Source organism: Jonquetella anthropi DSM 22815, assembly GCF_000237805.1.
Classification (GTDB): Bacteria; Synergistota; Synergistia; order Synergistales; family Dethiosulfovibrionaceae; genus Jonquetella; species Jonquetella anthropi.
In genome coordinates this window covers 438,001-451,301 of sequence record NZ_CM001376.1, presented here as the reverse complement: position 1 = coordinate 451,301, position 13,301 = coordinate 438,001, and the positions used below count along the sequence as shown (strand labels likewise).

At 60.0% G+C, this 13,301-nt stretch carries 12 protein-coding genes; 6 read left to right on the top strand and 6 right to left on the bottom strand.

All coding sequences use genetic code 11. From position 1 onward, the window contains the following. Positions 1 to 21: 21 nt before the first annotated feature. Complete coding sequence (locus JONANDRAFT_RS01965) at positions 22 to 1,593, top strand: hypothetical protein (RefSeq protein ID WP_008522571.1); 1,572 nt, start codon at positions 22 to 24, stop codon at positions 1,591 to 1,593. 66 nt (positions 1,594 to 1,659) lie between these two features. Here the strand turns inward: JONANDRAFT_RS01965 and JONANDRAFT_RS01960 are convergent, their stop codons facing one another. From JONANDRAFT_RS01960 to JONANDRAFT_RS01935, 6 genes are all read right to left on the bottom strand, one after another. After that, a complete protein-coding gene (locus JONANDRAFT_RS01960; protein WP_008522569.1) occupies positions 1,660 to 2,853 on the bottom strand; it encodes a M14 family metallopeptidase in 1,194 nt (397 codons plus the stop codon). A 12-nt stretch (positions 2,854 to 2,865) separates the two neighbouring features. Beyond that, a complete protein-coding gene (locus JONANDRAFT_RS08230; protein ID WP_008520312.1) occupies positions 2,866 to 3,036 on the bottom strand; it encodes a hypothetical protein in 171 nt (56 codons plus the stop codon). A gap of 4 nt (positions 3,037 to 3,040) precedes the next feature. Further along, positions 3,041 to 4,375, bottom strand: coding sequence for a transporter permease (locus JONANDRAFT_RS01950; protein WP_008520309.1), 1,335 nt, complete (start codon positions 4,373 to 4,375; stop codon positions 3,041 to 3,043). Between the two features lie 87 nt (positions 4,376 to 4,462). Further along, the gene (locus tag JONANDRAFT_RS01945; protein ID WP_008520307.1) at positions 4,463 to 5,014 is read right to left on the bottom strand and encodes a DUF6305 family protein; all 552 of its coding nucleotides are present in this window, start codon (positions 5,012 to 5,014) and stop codon (positions 4,463 to 4,465) included. Positions 5,015 to 5,087: 73 nt separating this feature from the next. Further along, positions 5,088 to 6,746: a dipeptidase gene (locus JONANDRAFT_RS01940; protein WP_008522563.1), complete on the bottom strand. Its 1,659-nt coding sequence runs from the start codon at positions 6,744 to 6,746 to the stop codon at positions 5,088 to 5,090. Between the two features lie 326 nt (positions 6,747 to 7,072). Further along, positions 7,073 to 8,377, bottom strand: a complete 1,305-nt coding sequence (locus JONANDRAFT_RS01935; RefSeq protein ID WP_231366878.1) for a TolC family protein — start codon at positions 8,375 to 8,377, stop codon at positions 7,073 to 7,075. A gap of 304 nt (positions 8,378 to 8,681) precedes the next feature. Here JONANDRAFT_RS01935 and JONANDRAFT_RS01930 point away from each other — a divergent pair, with 304 nt between their 5' ends. The 5 genes from JONANDRAFT_RS01930 to JONANDRAFT_RS01910 are packed head-to-tail and all read left to right on the top strand — an operon-like array spanning position 8,682 to position 13,299. Further along, positions 8,682 to 10,421 (top strand): WecB/TagA/CpsF family glycosyltransferase, encoded by a 1,740-nt coding sequence (locus JONANDRAFT_RS01930; RefSeq protein WP_008520299.1) that lies wholly within the window; start codon positions 8,682 to 8,684, stop codon positions 10,419 to 10,421. Beyond that, positions 10,418 to 10,882: a CBS domain-containing protein gene (locus tag JONANDRAFT_RS01925; protein WP_008520297.1), complete on the top strand. Its 465-nt coding sequence runs from the start codon at positions 10,418 to 10,420 to the stop codon at positions 10,880 to 10,882. Before JONANDRAFT_RS01930 ends, JONANDRAFT_RS01925 begins: the two co-directional genes overlap by 4 nt. Then, complete coding sequence (locus JONANDRAFT_RS01920; protein ID WP_008520296.1) at positions 10,879 to 11,214, top strand: hypothetical protein; 336 nt, start codon at positions 10,879 to 10,881, stop codon at positions 11,212 to 11,214. The genes JONANDRAFT_RS01925 and JONANDRAFT_RS01920 overlap by 4 nt, the downstream gene beginning before the upstream one ends. Further along, positions 11,207 to 13,099 carry a V-type ATP synthase subunit I gene (locus tag JONANDRAFT_RS01915; RefSeq protein WP_008520293.1) on the top strand — a complete coding sequence of 631 codons (1,893 nt, stop codon included), beginning with the start codon at positions 11,207 to 11,209 and terminating at the stop codon, positions 13,097 to 13,099. Before JONANDRAFT_RS01920 ends, JONANDRAFT_RS01915 begins: the two co-directional genes overlap by 8 nt. Next, a complete protein-coding gene (locus JONANDRAFT_RS01910) occupies positions 13,081 to 13,299 on the top strand; it encodes an ATPase (protein WP_008520290.1) in 219 nt (72 codons plus the stop codon). Before JONANDRAFT_RS01915 ends, JONANDRAFT_RS01910 begins: the two co-directional genes overlap by 19 nt. Positions 13,300 to 13,301 lie beyond the last annotated feature (2 nt).

The window sequence follows — 13,301 nt, the reverse complement described above, 5'->3', positions numbered from 1 at the left end:
AACAGAAAGGAAGGGTACGTCATGAAAAACCGTTTTACCCGCTTGTTGGCGGTATTCGCCGTTGCCTTAGGACTGGCCGGCATTTGCGGCTTTGCGGCAGCTGCGCCGGCAAAAACTGATCCGACCTTGGCAATCAACAGTTCTTCCGCGGACAACTCATTTTTAATTTACGGCGAAAACATTGAAGAGCTGTCGAAATCGACAACCGCCGGACCGCTGGGGCAATTTGTCAGCAGACTGCTGGGACAAGTCCCGTCCGACCTGCGTCAGACCCTCGCCCCTGAGACGAGCTTTATTCGGGCATGGTTCGAAAAAGAATCCGTCACGGACGTCGCCTTGGCTATAACCCAGTCCAAGCCGCTTGCCGCCAAGGACTACGCCTTGAAGCTCGGCGCCGATCCGGCTGCCGGGAACGCCTCCGGTTTGGCCGACGGCCTGTCGTACATCGGCGAAATGGACATCGAAACCAACAACCTGAAGCTTCTTCTCGCTCTGGCGAATCGAAGCGACGGCGCCTACATTTTAGGCGCGACGTCTGTCGACAAGCTGAACTCCATGTTCGCTTGGAACGGCGCTTCACCTGAAGCTCACGTCCAGTCCCCGCTGAAGGTCTTCCTCAACCTCACCCCCGAGTACCTTAACAGTCAAGCCGGCTCTGACATATACAAACTCCCGGTCAGGCTTGAGAGCGGCTTAGTGCCCCACACCAAGGCCTTCCTTCTTCGCTCTTGGATCAACGTCGCCGAGCTGTGGGCAGACATGGTGCCCAATCGGGCCGGTGGAACCCCTGCCGCGATGGTCCCCTCGTTCGGTAGCGGGACGGCCGCCGTTCTGTCAATGGAAAACGCTTGGATTCCCAGCGACCTGAAGCTGGAAGAGTTCAAAATTCCCGAAGAAACCAAAAAAGAAATTCAGGATACTTTAGACAGCATGGCCGAGTTCGGCGTGACGTGGCAGAACATCGTCGACGTTTTAAGAGGCGCCATTTCGGTCTCAATCAGCAAAGATACCGTCCAGAGCATGTTCGGCCCTGCTCCGGCCTTCTGCGTCAGCGTCTCCGGCCTCAACGCCGAACTGTTCCAGACTCTCCTTCCGATGGCCAAAGAACTGGCCCAATCTCAGCTGGGGCTCCAAGTTAAGGACTACGCTTCCGGCGAGTGGAAGGGCCTGCAGACAGGCGACGGCTCGCCGCTCTCCGTCTGGCTCGCGTACGGTCCCAGCGGGCTGGTCGTGGCTGACGTTGATCCTGCCACTCTGACATTCTCCGCCAAGACGAACGGCGCTTCCGTGTTTGACGTCCTGAAAGCCAACACGCCGGATGCCGCGGCGCCTGCTGCTGACGCGCTGATCCCTGCGCTGCTCGGCAGCCCTCATACGTTCGTTCTCGCGGCCCGCAGCGACGCGTTGGCCCAGCTGCTTAGCGCCTGCGGCACGAGCCTTCAGGCCTTGGGCGTCTCTGCTGATGAACTGGAGCCCATCAACCAAGCTCTGTCCATGGTCGAACACGTCTCGATGACGACCGACGACGGCATAACCGACGTGGAGGTCACCCCCACCGATGCCGGATTGGAAATGCTGCTTCAGACCTTCTAGTTTTCTTCCTGCACATAATAAAAAGAGGACGCCGGAGATCTTCTCCGGCGTCCTCTTTTTGTGTCCTTAATCGTAGTGAACCCGCTGAGCGTTTGCCGGGTCGGCGGGGTTCTGGAAGAAGTGCCCTGCGCCCTTTTCGATCAACTCTTGATAGGACGGGATGTTGGTGATTTCCACTGTCTGCTCGGGGTGAACCATGTTGTTCACCTGAACGAGCTGCATGGTCGTCGTCACGTGCCGGGCGATCCGCTTGTCAGCCGGCCAGCCGTTCTCGTCGATCGGGGAATAGAGCAGCCCCATCGGGTGCTCCGGTCCCTGATGAACCCGGCCTGCCTGCATGACGAACCGATCCTTACCAGACATCAGAAGCTCCTCGTCGGTAATGCCGCGGATTCGGTCAAGCATCGGCTCGGCCACTTCGGTCAGGTAGCTGACCGCGTCTGTCGCGTCGCCGATTTCCCGGTGACTCAGGCCGTGCAGGGCCTTGGGCGAGAACTCCATGCCGATCGGCACGTCGTAGGTCTGGGAGGTAAGAACCATGGATGTCATCGCCGCCACGTCAAGACCTTTCTGGTGCGACACGATGGTGTTCTCCACCGGGTACTCCAGCTCTGCCTCGTGAAGGTCCATCGTCACGTTAACACCCTCTTTCTTGATCATCTCGAGGGTGGCGAAGCAGGTTCTCTCGGCGATCAGGCCGTTTTCCCGGCCGGGCCACGCCCGGTTCAGGTTCCGAATGTCCATGTACGCTAAGCTCTGCCCCGACGGATAATGGACGTAAACTTCAGGATCCGGCCAGCTGTCAAGCGGACTGGCATACCGGTCTCCCATCCGCCACTTCATCTGGCCCCAGTCGGTCTTCACGTGGAAGAACCGGGGATACGCCTCACCGAGCCGAGAACAGGTGGAACCGCTGTTGTTCTGCCGATCGAGGACGATCAGCCGTCCTTTCGTCACCTTCGCGTTGGCCGTGAAAATCTCCGCCGCGATGACGCCCACAGGCTCTTCAGGGTGGGTGCCGCCCTGAACGAGGATCGTGCCGCCCGGCACGCCGCTGTCGAAAATGTACACGTTGCAGTCGTTGACCGAGCCCGGCTTGATGACGCTGCTGTAGTCGCTCAGCCGCTTGACCGCCGTGCAGCCTTCGCTCACCACGATGGCTTCTTTGAAGTTCCGGTGATCGTGAAACAAGTACCCCGCAACGGCGCAGGCTGCGCCGGCGACGATAAGGGTTGCGGCCTTCAGATTTTTAAGATTCATCAGAGGCGCCTCCTACTTCAGGCGCAGAATGCGCAGCACAAAGGGCATCATGATGATGCCGTAGAGAACCACTTCCTGCGGATCCTTCGTCCGAAAGAAGCACCGGGCCACAGCCCACAGGAAGAAAACGCTGATCAGATAGTAAGCGATCGTGACGCCGCTTTCGATAGTGACAAGATCCATGATTCTAACCTCCAATCAGCGCGCCGATACGGCTGCTGTAAATCATAACGACGGTGCAGAGCGCCAAAATGAAGAGCATCGGCACGATTGCAGGACGGACCACGCCGCTGAAATACCCGCCCTTGTACTCCAGCTCCATCTGAGCCGCCCGGCCGACGACAGCCGTCGGCGGCAGGCAGTCGCCGAGGGGCCACATGACAGACCAAGCCGCCAAGGAGATGACCGGGTCATACCCCATCATGTTGAACAGCATGATCAGCGGCACGCCGATCAGCGGCGCGACGGCGTACTGAAGCACGCCTTCCGAGATCGGCAGGATGATCCACAGGACGCCGAACAGCACAGCCATAGGAAGAATCACGATGCCGAGGGAGACGAGCCCGCGGGCGCCGCTCAAGCACATGATCTGGTTCAGCGCGCCCACGACCACCATGATGCCGACGAGGCCCTGCAGGTTGTGCACAGTCGTCGTCGCCACGGTGAAGGGATTTGGACGCTTGGGAGCCACTAGGTAGAGGGCCACGCCAGAAAGGATGAAGATCAGCGGCAGGCCGAGAATCGGGAACGTGAAGGGCAGCAGCCGGCCGGCCAGAACGAGGGCAATCAGCACGACAAACGGAAAACCGGCCTTAAACCAGTTCCAGCCTTCGGGAACCTCAGGCAGCTCAGTCAGCACCTTATCAAGGTCAACTGGCTTCCCTCGCCCGGCCAGGTAGAACGTGGCAAACAGAGCGCCCACGATTGACAGCACTGCCAGAGGCAGACCGAACCCGACGTAAGGCATGTTGGCCCCGGCCGCAGCCATCATCGCCCACAGGTTGATCGGCGGGCAGGCCGCGCTCATCGCTGCCAAGACGAACACAAGGGACACGCGCCGCTCGGGCGACACGCCCATGGCCATCAGAACCGAGCCGACCAGCGCGCCGACGGTCAGAACGGTCGTCGCGCCTGAACCGGTGATCGCGCCGGGAACCAACATAACGGCCGTCAAAAGAAGCAGACAGACCGTTCTCTTGCTGTGGAACGCCACGACGATCCGACGGACGATGAACGCCACGCCGCCGGACTCCTTATAAAGCGTCATGAAGAACGTCGCCGACAGGAAGATCAGACACACGTCGTAGTACGTGCAGGTGCCCTCGACGACGTGCCGGATCATCTCAACGAACGGCAACGCCGACCGGGGGTCGACGCCCTTCGGAAGCACCACATGCGCGATCAGCCCGAACAAGGTGGCCACGAACATGGAAAGCTCTGTGCTGAGCCGCCCCTTCTTGCAGAGGGCAAACGCCAGCACGAGAACAACCAGCACGAGGCCGGAATGTTGAAACATTGTCATGTTTATTATTCCTTTCGCGTCACATAAAGCGGGAGGAGCTCACGCTAGCCCCCCCCCGCAGTTTTCCTTCTTATTCGAACCGACTTGTTACTTGAGGATCGTCCCGATGGAGAGGGCGTCTTTCACCTTGATGAGCGGCTTGTTGTGCTCCTCCGCGTACTTGGTGAAGAACCCGTCGCTGTCGCTTTCATCAACGACGAGGATAACGTCCGCATCCTTCATGACCGCCTCAATGGACGCAGCATCCGAGTTGTCGGTGCGGCGCGACATCCCCTCGATGTGCGCTCCAACGACCTTCATCCCGGCGGCATGAGCGGCCTCGATCAGCTTGGTGCAGCGGGCGATCTCGGCGTCGACGTTGGTGCCAGCAGCACCCATACCCTTCATGCTGGTGCCGGAAGTGACGATCAGCGTCTTGTAGCCTTTGTCCTTCAGGCCGTCGACCAGAAGGGTGTTCACCGCTTCGACCTGAACGCCGGCCTGCATGCCCGACATCTTTACCATAACAGCGCCGGGGCTCTGACCGCAGGTAGTGACGATATACGGCCCTTCAAGCTTGGGAGCATCGGCGGCAAACCCAAACGACGCCAGAGCGCAAAGGCTCAGAGCAGCGAAAAACGAGATCAAAACTTTTTTCATTGAAAAACCTCCTTCAGTGAAGAAATTTTTGTTGCCTGTGAGAAATTTTCCTCTCTCTTCCCCGAATTGCGCGTTACTTTGCCAGGGTCTTCTGATCCTTGACAGAGGTGCCGCCAAAGTCGACGGACTTCAGATATTCCTGCGGGTAGCCGAGAACGACGAAGTTGCCCTTCTCGCCGATCATGCCGCCGTCGTAGTACTTGCCGATCAGCTCAAAGGCGTAATCCCACCAGCCCTTTTCCACCGTGTTCAGCGACTTGCAGGTGTAATCGGTCAGATACTGAACGGCCTTCTTCGGGCTACTCTTGTAGAGCCGAACGGCTTCCGCCTCAACCTTGCCCTGATCAGCGAAGAACTTGCTCTCATAGGTCGCTCTCTTCGCCTGAATGTCCTTGAACATGGCGTCCCAACGAAGGTTAGCCCAGTTGTTTACAAGGTTGAAAGCCCACCAAGCGCTGTTCCGGTCGAATTTCGCCCGGTCGCCTCTCGTCCAAGGCGCAGGAATCGTCGTGACGCCGCAGTAAATCGGCACGTACACGGTCGTATCAGGAGCGTCCTCGCCGAACCACAGCACGGTGCTGACCGGCTCGGGCAGATCCGCACGGCTCTGGGAGATGAAGCTGTAGGAGCAGCGGAACAGGGCGATGCTGCGCTCCCAGTCTTCGCCTTCCCGGCCCTTCGGCTTCTGGTCCTTGGCAACCTGCCAGCGGGTCGGGTTGCCGAAGGGACCGGCGGCCTTGTCCTTGGTCAGGTCATACGGAGTGCCTTCCAGATGGTCGCCGTAAATCTTCATCAGGTCCTGAACGGTGAGCTTCTTGTCCGGGGTCACGAACATCGGATACTGGCTGTGGTCGTCCCGAAGCTCCCACTTCTTGGAAGGAGCAACCAGAGACAGGGCGCGCCACTCCCGGCGGGACTGATAGAACGGATAGCCGTAAGGTTCGGGGTTGAAAATCTTCTCAAAGTTGAACGGAGTGCCCTTCTTCCACCAGCCCATTTCCTCGGGCAGAGCCGTCAGGTCGGTGGAGGTCATCACGTTCTCTTTGTCGTTAAAGTCGACGACCTGAGTGCGAGCCCGGTTGGCGCCGACGAAGAATCCGTCATCGGGGATGCGGGTAGCAACCCAGTGAGCGCCCGGCTTGCCGCTCTCAGGAGTCCAGAGCAGACCGCCGCCGCAGACTTCGAAAACCCACGCTTCGTTTCCGTCGCCGACGATCAGCGTCTCGCCGCCGTCACAGTACCCGTACTTCTCGGCCATCTTTCCCATGACCTTCACGGCCTCTTTCGCCGTCGCGGCACGGGCCAGGCCCAGCTGCTCCAGGTTGGCGATGTAGAACATGCCCTTGGGCGAAGCGACTTCGTCCCGGCCGCTCCACGTGAACTCGCCCATGACGACGCCCTTCTCGTTCATGAAGGGGTACCCAACGTTAAAGTACGTGTACGTCTCAGGGGCCTGGGGAATGACGCCCATCTTGACCTGCGGCTTGTCGGGGCGGGTCGCCACGCAGGGGTCGCCCCAGATCTCAAGCATCGTGCCGGGTTTGTGTTTGCCGCCCTTGACGATCTGGATCCGCTGGTCGTACCAGCCGTCACAGGTGTGAGAAACCATGACGGACCCGTCGGCGGAAGCGTTCTTGCCCACGCCCATCGGCGTGCACGCGATAGCCGCTGTTGCCAAAGCAGAAAGAGCTGTTGCCAGAATCAGCGATTTTGAAACTGTTCCAAGTTTCATTCGGTCTGTTCTCCTCCTTCATGATTTGCCTCGGCAAAAAATTTGCCGAGAACCTGAATCAGCCAACTGCGCCGTAATGCACAAACATACAACGCGCTTCTATGATACGTTTTTTTATCTAAAATTCAAGAAGCCCCAAGAGCAGACGACGCTGGCCCTCCTGAGCCTCTTAGGGTGACGAAAACGAAACGCGATCCCCGTCGTGACGCGCGCGCGCGCCGCATCGGACTTTCAGATCCCCGCCAAATAATCTGAAAAATCGTTCTCGTAAAACTTATGTTTTCGTTCAAAAAACTTAAATTCCAACCTTCTAGCCCCGAGCCCCGTCACTTCCCCAGCGCCTGCTCGATCATCCGCCCCTGAGCCAGCCAAAGACTTGCCTGGGCTATCCGGGCATTTCTCAGATAACCGGCCAGCGACTGACCGGCCCGGGTGAGCTCTGTTCTGGCCTGGAGCACGTCAAGCTGGGGACTGACTCCTTCTTTGTAGCCGGCTTCGGCGTACTTCAGGCTTTCTTCGGCCAGCCGAAGGTTTTTTCTGCCCGCCTCCACGGTCTCCAACGCGCTGGTGAGACTCAGTCTGGCCTGTTGAAGGTCCGCTCGGATCTCGTCCGAGGCGCTTTCCAACGCCAAGTTCGCCTGATCGCGGCGGGCCTTGGCGCTTTTTACCTGACCGCTGGTCAGGCCGCTGTCAAATACCGGGACTGAAACCGATAAGGAAGCAGTCCACTGGTCCGACCTGTTGACCGACGGCGTTCCCGCCGCGTCGTAGGCGAAGCGGTACGCTCCGGTAACCTGGACCGTCGGCTTGAGTCCGCTGGCCGCCGCTTGAATTTCCTTTTCAGCGGCGGCGGCCTGTGCCTTTTTCGCCAGATAGTCTTCCCGTCGGGACAAAACGGTCTCTTCGTCAGGTGCGTCCTCGTTCAACCGGCCGCCCTCCGGCACTCCGTCATTCAGGGTGCCGCGCAGGACAAGCGGTTGGTCAGGCGGCAGGCGAAGCAGCGTTTTCAGGGAGATCGCCGCCGACTCTAAAGCGTTGTTCGCCGCGATGAGCGCCGCCCTGGCGTCTTCCTTCTGCTGGCTGACTCGCACCCGGTCAAGGTGCGTCGCTAGGCCGAATTCGACCCGTCGGATCAGTTCCTGTTCGGTCTTCTCGTAAAAGTCCAGCGCCTCGCGGGCGGTACGGCAGACTTCCTGCTGATAGAGCGCGTCGCAGAACGCGCGCCACACCGAGAAGGCAACCTGCTCCCGGGTTCTCTGAAACGAGTGCTCGGCGCTGGACAAGGCCAAGGCAGCCTGTTCCCGCTTCGCCTTCAGCCGCCCGCCGGCGTAGAGGGTTTCAGACAGTCCGACCGACAGAGAAGCGTCCCGGTCAGGACCTTGGGGCATATCGTACGCCGTCCCAGTGCCGCGCAAAAAGACCGTCGGCCCAGACCCGGCAGCCGCACTCTTTTTAGCGCCCTGAGCGTCTGTCACGCCCTTGCCGGCCGCCAGAACCGACAAGTTCTCGTCGAGAGCCCTTCGCAGCGCCTCTTCCATTGTCAAGGTCACAGGAGCCGGCGACGCGCACCAAGCCCTTCCCGCCGCGGCAAAAAGCCCGATCAATATTCCCAAAGAAACCAGCCTTCTCATCTCTTCCTCCTTTGAATAAATCCGGACGTCGATGCCGCGGAATTTCATCAATGTATCAGACTCAAGTTCTTTAAAAATTGTATACTCCTCGTTTGAAATTGCAACGGCAGTTCGGCCGGTGAGCGTCCTTGCGCCGCGCACTTTGACCGGCTTCCGACGGGCTTGGCCGCCCATTCCCTGCAGCTCAAGAAACGCCCTTTTCAGCAGCCGCCGAAGTTACCGAGCCGCAAGCCGAACGCGTCTGCTAGAATGAGTTATAAACTGCAACTGAACTGTCGCCAGTCCTTCACAAGGGAGCGAAGTCATGGGCATCCTTCCGAATCCATCCGTTCTTTTCCTCCTCGCCACGGCGGTCGTCTGCGTGCTGTTCCAGAGGCTTCTCAGGGCGCGGCTGAAAAAGGACCAGTACTTCTACATGAGAGACCTTTCCTTGGCCGGTGCGCTGGTGCTCCTCGGACTTTGGAGCGGCCGTCCGACCATCGCCCTTTTGGTCGCCGCCAGCCTGCTGTCTCTCTACATCGGCCTGGCCGACCAAGTGAAGCCTTGGAAGCTTTGGAGCTGGTGCGTTCCCCTCCCCGGTCTCTTTTTCGCCCTCTGGGGCGCGCGGATTTCATTTTTCTCGCTAACCGGAAGCTCCTACTATTACCTGAACAGCTTCAAGTCGGTGGCCCTGACGACCTGCTGGATGTCTCTGTTTCCCCTGCTGTTCAAAAAGCTCGACCAAATTCCCGGGCTGGCGGGACACCTTCTGAGTGTCAGCCTGTGCCTGATGAGCTTCGTCACGGCCCTGTCGTCTCAGGATTTGAGCGACGCTTTTTTAGTTTGTCTCGGCTCGCTGCTGCTCGTGGCAGCGTACTGGAGCCGATTGGGACACCATTACCGGCAGCTTGACAGCGCCCTCTGCTTCATGTGGGGAACCCTTGTGGCTGGCATTTCCATTTTAGGCGTCAGCAAGGGTATCGCCATCACGTCGCTCATCGTGATCCCCTTAGGGTTCTACGCCCTGCCGCTTGTCGAGTTCTCCCTCGGGGTGATGAACAAGGCGTTTACCAGCCGCCGCACTTCTACCGTGCCGTACCTGTACGGGAAGATGTTGGAACGGGGCGTCGACCACCCCTCGGCGGTCCGGCTGGTCACGACGATCTGCTTCCTCTTGGGCGGAACGGTGACGTTCTTTCAGGTGGTCCCGCACGGCGCCGCGATGAGAATTTTCGTCGTCGCCATCACGGCCGCGCTCGGCGCTCTCGTCTGGACGCTTTGGGGCGGCCGGCAGCGCAAGGTGCGCCGAGAGCTGTGGGGCGTCCGGCTGGACGGCATTTCGATGAACTACGCCCTCTCCAAGGCGCTGGCCTGGCTGAAACACCCCCAAGGGGCCTGCTTGGTCGTTACCCTGAACGCTTTGGGAATCAATGAGACCCGCAGCGACCCGGAGTTCCGCCGAATCGCGAACGGCGCGGAGCTCGTCCTGCCGGACGGCAGCGGGCTGGTTATGGTCATGAGAATGCTTCAGATGGCAGTGGTGGAGCGCATTGCCGGCATCGACTTCGCTGCCCGCCTCTGCCGGCTGGCAGCCGTTGAAAAGTTCCCCGTTTTCCTCTACGGCGGACTTCCCGGCCGGGCGCAGGAGGCGGCCCAGAACCTGCAAAAGCTCAACCCGGGACTGATCATCGCCGGGACACAGGACGGCTACCACGACAAGAGCGAGGACAGCCGAATTGCCAAGGAAATCGCCCAGTCAGGGGCGCGGATCCTGTTCGTCGGGCTGGGGCAGCCCAAGCAGGAAAAGTGGATCCACGCCCACCGAGCCGACCTGCAGGGAATTCTGTCTGTCGGGGTCGGCGGCTCGCTCGACGTGTTCGCCGAACGGCTGAAGAGAGCGCCGGCCATTTATCAAAAGCTCGGGCTGGAGTGGCTTTACCGCCTGATTCAAGAGCCCGGACGGTTCAAAAAAGATATCGAACTCGCCTCGTTCGTCTTCTGGGCGTTCGTTGAGAAAATTGGACTTCCGGTTCCCCGGAAGCCTGACGAAGGAGATACGCCATGACCATCATCATGACCGCAGGAGACCTGATGAAGCGGGACCTGTCGGCCGTCTTGGAAACCGACACGGTGGCCGATGCGCTTCGAGTCCTTCACAGCCACAGACTCTCCGGAGTTCCAGTAGTTGACGCGTACTGGCGGCTGGTCGGCTTCTTCTCCGAAGCCGACGCGCTGGAGCTTGCCCTTCCCACGACGGCCCAAATTCTTCAGCAGGAGTCCTTCCTCTTTGACGAAGAGAAGCTGTTAAGCGCCCAATTTGCCCGCATTTACAGCCAGCCTGTCAGCAAGTATATGCAGCGCCCGCCGCTGTCCGTTCACCCATCGGCCCACATTCTGAGCGTGGCGCAGCTGATGCTGGACAAAAAGCTCTACCGGATCGCTGTGACGGATCGGGACGTCCTTGTGGGCGTGCTGGACCAGAGCGACTTCTGCGAGTACCTGCTGGCTCAGGTAGGCCCGTCATGACCGAGCCAACCCGCGACGCCGCTTGGAAGGAGCAGATGGCCGCCCGAGCCGGCCAAGATGCCCTCAAAAAACGCCGCCACGAAGAGGAACAGCAGGCCCGATACGACTTAGCCGACGCCCAGACAAAAAAGATGGTCCGAGCGGCGATGCGGAAGGCCGATTCGATCTTTGCGGAAGCGCAGGCTCGAGCCTCGGAGGCCCGAAACCTGAAAGAGCGCCAGCTGATCGAGCAATGGAACGAGCGCTGCGCCCAAGCCCAGCAGAACGACTACGGCGAGCTGGCGAAAACTCTGGCTCAGATACTTCTCAACGGGGAACAGGGCCATGATTGAGACGATGTACCACCTGTCTCTCTGGTGTCCCCGTTCAAAGGCCGCCGACCTGCTCGATTTCCTGTTGGCCGACGGGTCGGTGCAGATTCAGTCCGACCAGGACGACGCCAGACTGGACGAGCAGAGCGCCGATCTGGTGGCTTCTCATCAAAAGTTGCGGTCTATTTTAGCGGCGCTGGGCGACGACGCGGCGTCGGACGGTTCGACGGTGGAGCTTTTGCTGCACCAGTTTGAAAAAATGCCGGAGCGGACGCGTCAGACGCTCTGCGGCAATTTAGACTCGATCGGCGAAACCATTGAGGCGCTCCACGCTCGACTGGCGTTCCTCAAAGAGGAGCGGGAGAACTTAGTCCAATCACTGGCCGTCGCCGGACGTCCTCATATCCCTGACCGAGCGGATCGGGTCAGGTCCCTCTGGTGGGTCAGCTTCGAATCGTACCCTCTCTGCCGGGCCAGGCTGAACGAAGCCGTCTCCGGCCTGCTCGAACGGGCTGATGATGCGGTCGCCTACAGCCGTCACGACTGTCCCCGTTCGGACCTTCTTTTAGTAGAGATCGCCCTGCCGCGCGAGATGGACGAGATGGGCCGGTCGGTTCTTCGGTCAGCCGGAGCCAGGCAGTGGCTGCCGCCGGGAAAATTTGAAAAGCTGAACTACGGCCCTGCCTCCGAGGCAATGGAAATGGAAATTCGGCGGCTGGAAGCGGCAGCTTCCGAAACCAGCGCCGAACTGACCGCCTTGGGCCGCAAGTGGGGCCCCAAACTGGCCGCCCTTTCGTTCCTCACCGAACGGAATCTCGCCGTCCGGCGGGCCCTTCTTCGGTGCCGCGCCGCTGGCACAGCGGTCAACTTGGAAGGCTGGCTCCCCGAGAGCCGGCTGAAAGCGTTTTGCCAGTCCATTCGGGAAAAATTCGGCGACTCGGTGGCCTTAACGCTCCGACAGCCCACGAAGGAAGAGATGCCGTCGGTTCCCACGGCCCTGAGACAGTCGCCGCCGGTACGGCCCTTCGCCCTGTTCCTTCAGCTCGTTCGGCCGCCCGGCTACGGCTCCACTGACCCGACCGCGGCGATCAGCCTGTTTTTTCCGTTTTTTGCCGGGTGCATCGTCGGCGACATCGGCTACAGCGCCGTCATGCTGCTCCTCTTGTGGGTTCTGTGCCGCTGTCAGAAGTCGCCGATTTTCAAGGACCTGCGTTTTATCCTTTCGGCCGTAGCCGTCTGGGGAATCATCTGGGGCGTCGCGTTCGGCGAGTGCTTCGGCGATATGGGGCATAGGCTCTTCGGGCTCGAACCCCTTTGGGTCGAACGGGGACATGCGGTCATGCCGGTTCTCTTCGCGTCCCTCGTCATGGGGCTGGGACACGTGCTTCTCGGCCTGGGATACGGGGTCTTTCAGTCCCTTCGGGGCGGACACAGGCATCACGCGGCGGAAAAAGCCGGACTGATCGTCGTGATCCTTTCCGTTCTGATCTGTCTGGCCCCAGCCGGCCGCCTTCTTCCCAAAAGCGCCGTCTATTGGGGACTGGGAGGCTGCGGAGCCGGGTTCCTCCTGCTGACTGCCGGTGGAGGAATTGGCGGCATCGTCGAGTCGTTCAGCGCGTTCGGCAACATTCTGAGCTACGTCCGAATCGGGGCCATCGGCCTGTCGTCGGCCATTCTGGCCGTCACAGCGTCCAAGTTTTTGGACACGTTCGGCCTGACGGCGGTCGGAATCTTGGCCGCCTTGGCGATTCACACTCTCAACTTCGTGATGGCCTTCGCCGAGTCAGGGCTTCACGCGGCCCGTCTTCACTACGTCGAGTTCATGGGAAAGTTTTACGACAGCAGCGGCAAGCAGTTCACACCGTTCACCGACAGGAGGTTTCACTCATGGAAAAAGGTCTCATAGCTCTCGCCGCCGCCCTCGCGGTCGGCATCCCTGCTGCAGCGACGGCGTATGCTCAGGCAAAAATCGGCAGCGTTGCCGCTGGCGCCATCGCGGAGAAACCGGAGACCGCCGGAACGATGATCATTCTGGAAGCCATTCCTGAGACGATGGTCATTCTGGGGTTCGTCGTCGCCATCATGCTGGTGCTCCAGTTCGCCTGACC

Excerpts from the sequence above, each read along its gene's own strand:
- JONANDRAFT_RS01910 (WP_008520290.1), top strand. The coding sequence starts at position 13,081 with ATGGAAAAAGGTCTCATAGCTCTCGCCGCCGCCCTCGCGGTCGGCATC.
- JONANDRAFT_RS01920 (WP_008520296.1), top strand. The coding sequence starts at position 10,879 with ATGACCGAGCCAACCCGCGACGCCGCTTGGAAGGAGCAGATGGCCGCC.
- JONANDRAFT_RS01940 (WP_008522563.1), bottom strand. The coding sequence starts at position 6,746 with ATGAAACTTGGAACAGTTTCAAAATCGCTGATTCTGGCAACAGCTCTT.
- JONANDRAFT_RS01945 (WP_008520307.1), bottom strand. The coding sequence starts at position 5,014 with ATGAAAAAAGTTTTGATCTCGTTTTTCGCTGCTCTGAGCCTTTGCGCT.
- JONANDRAFT_RS01930 (WP_008520299.1), top strand. The coding sequence starts at position 8,682 with ATGGGCATCCTTCCGAATCCATCCGTTCTTTTCCTCCTCGCCACGGCG.
- JONANDRAFT_RS01915 (WP_008520293.1), top strand. The coding sequence starts at position 11,207 with ATGATTGAGACGATGTACCACCTGTCTCTCTGGTGTCCCCGTTCAAAG.
- JONANDRAFT_RS01960 (WP_008522569.1), bottom strand. The coding sequence starts at position 2,853 with ATGAATCTTAAAAATCTGAAGGCCGCAACCCTTATCGTCGCCGGCGCA.
- JONANDRAFT_RS01950 (WP_008520309.1), bottom strand. The coding sequence starts at position 4,375 with ATGACAATGTTTCAACATTCCGGCCTCGTGCTGGTTGTTCTCGTGCTG.
- JONANDRAFT_RS01925 (WP_008520297.1), top strand. The coding sequence starts at position 10,418 with ATGACCATCATCATGACCGCAGGAGACCTGATGAAGCGGGACCTGTCG.
- JONANDRAFT_RS08230 (WP_008520312.1), bottom strand. The coding sequence starts at position 3,036 with ATGGATCTTGTCACTATCGAAAGCGGCGTCACGATCGCTTACTATCTG.
- JONANDRAFT_RS01965 (WP_008522571.1), top strand. The coding sequence starts at position 22 with ATGAAAAACCGTTTTACCCGCTTGTTGGCGGTATTCGCCGTTGCCTTA.
- JONANDRAFT_RS01935 (WP_231366878.1), bottom strand. The coding sequence starts at position 8,377 with ATGAGAAGGCTGGTTTCTTTGGGAATATTGATCGGGCTTTTTGCCGCG.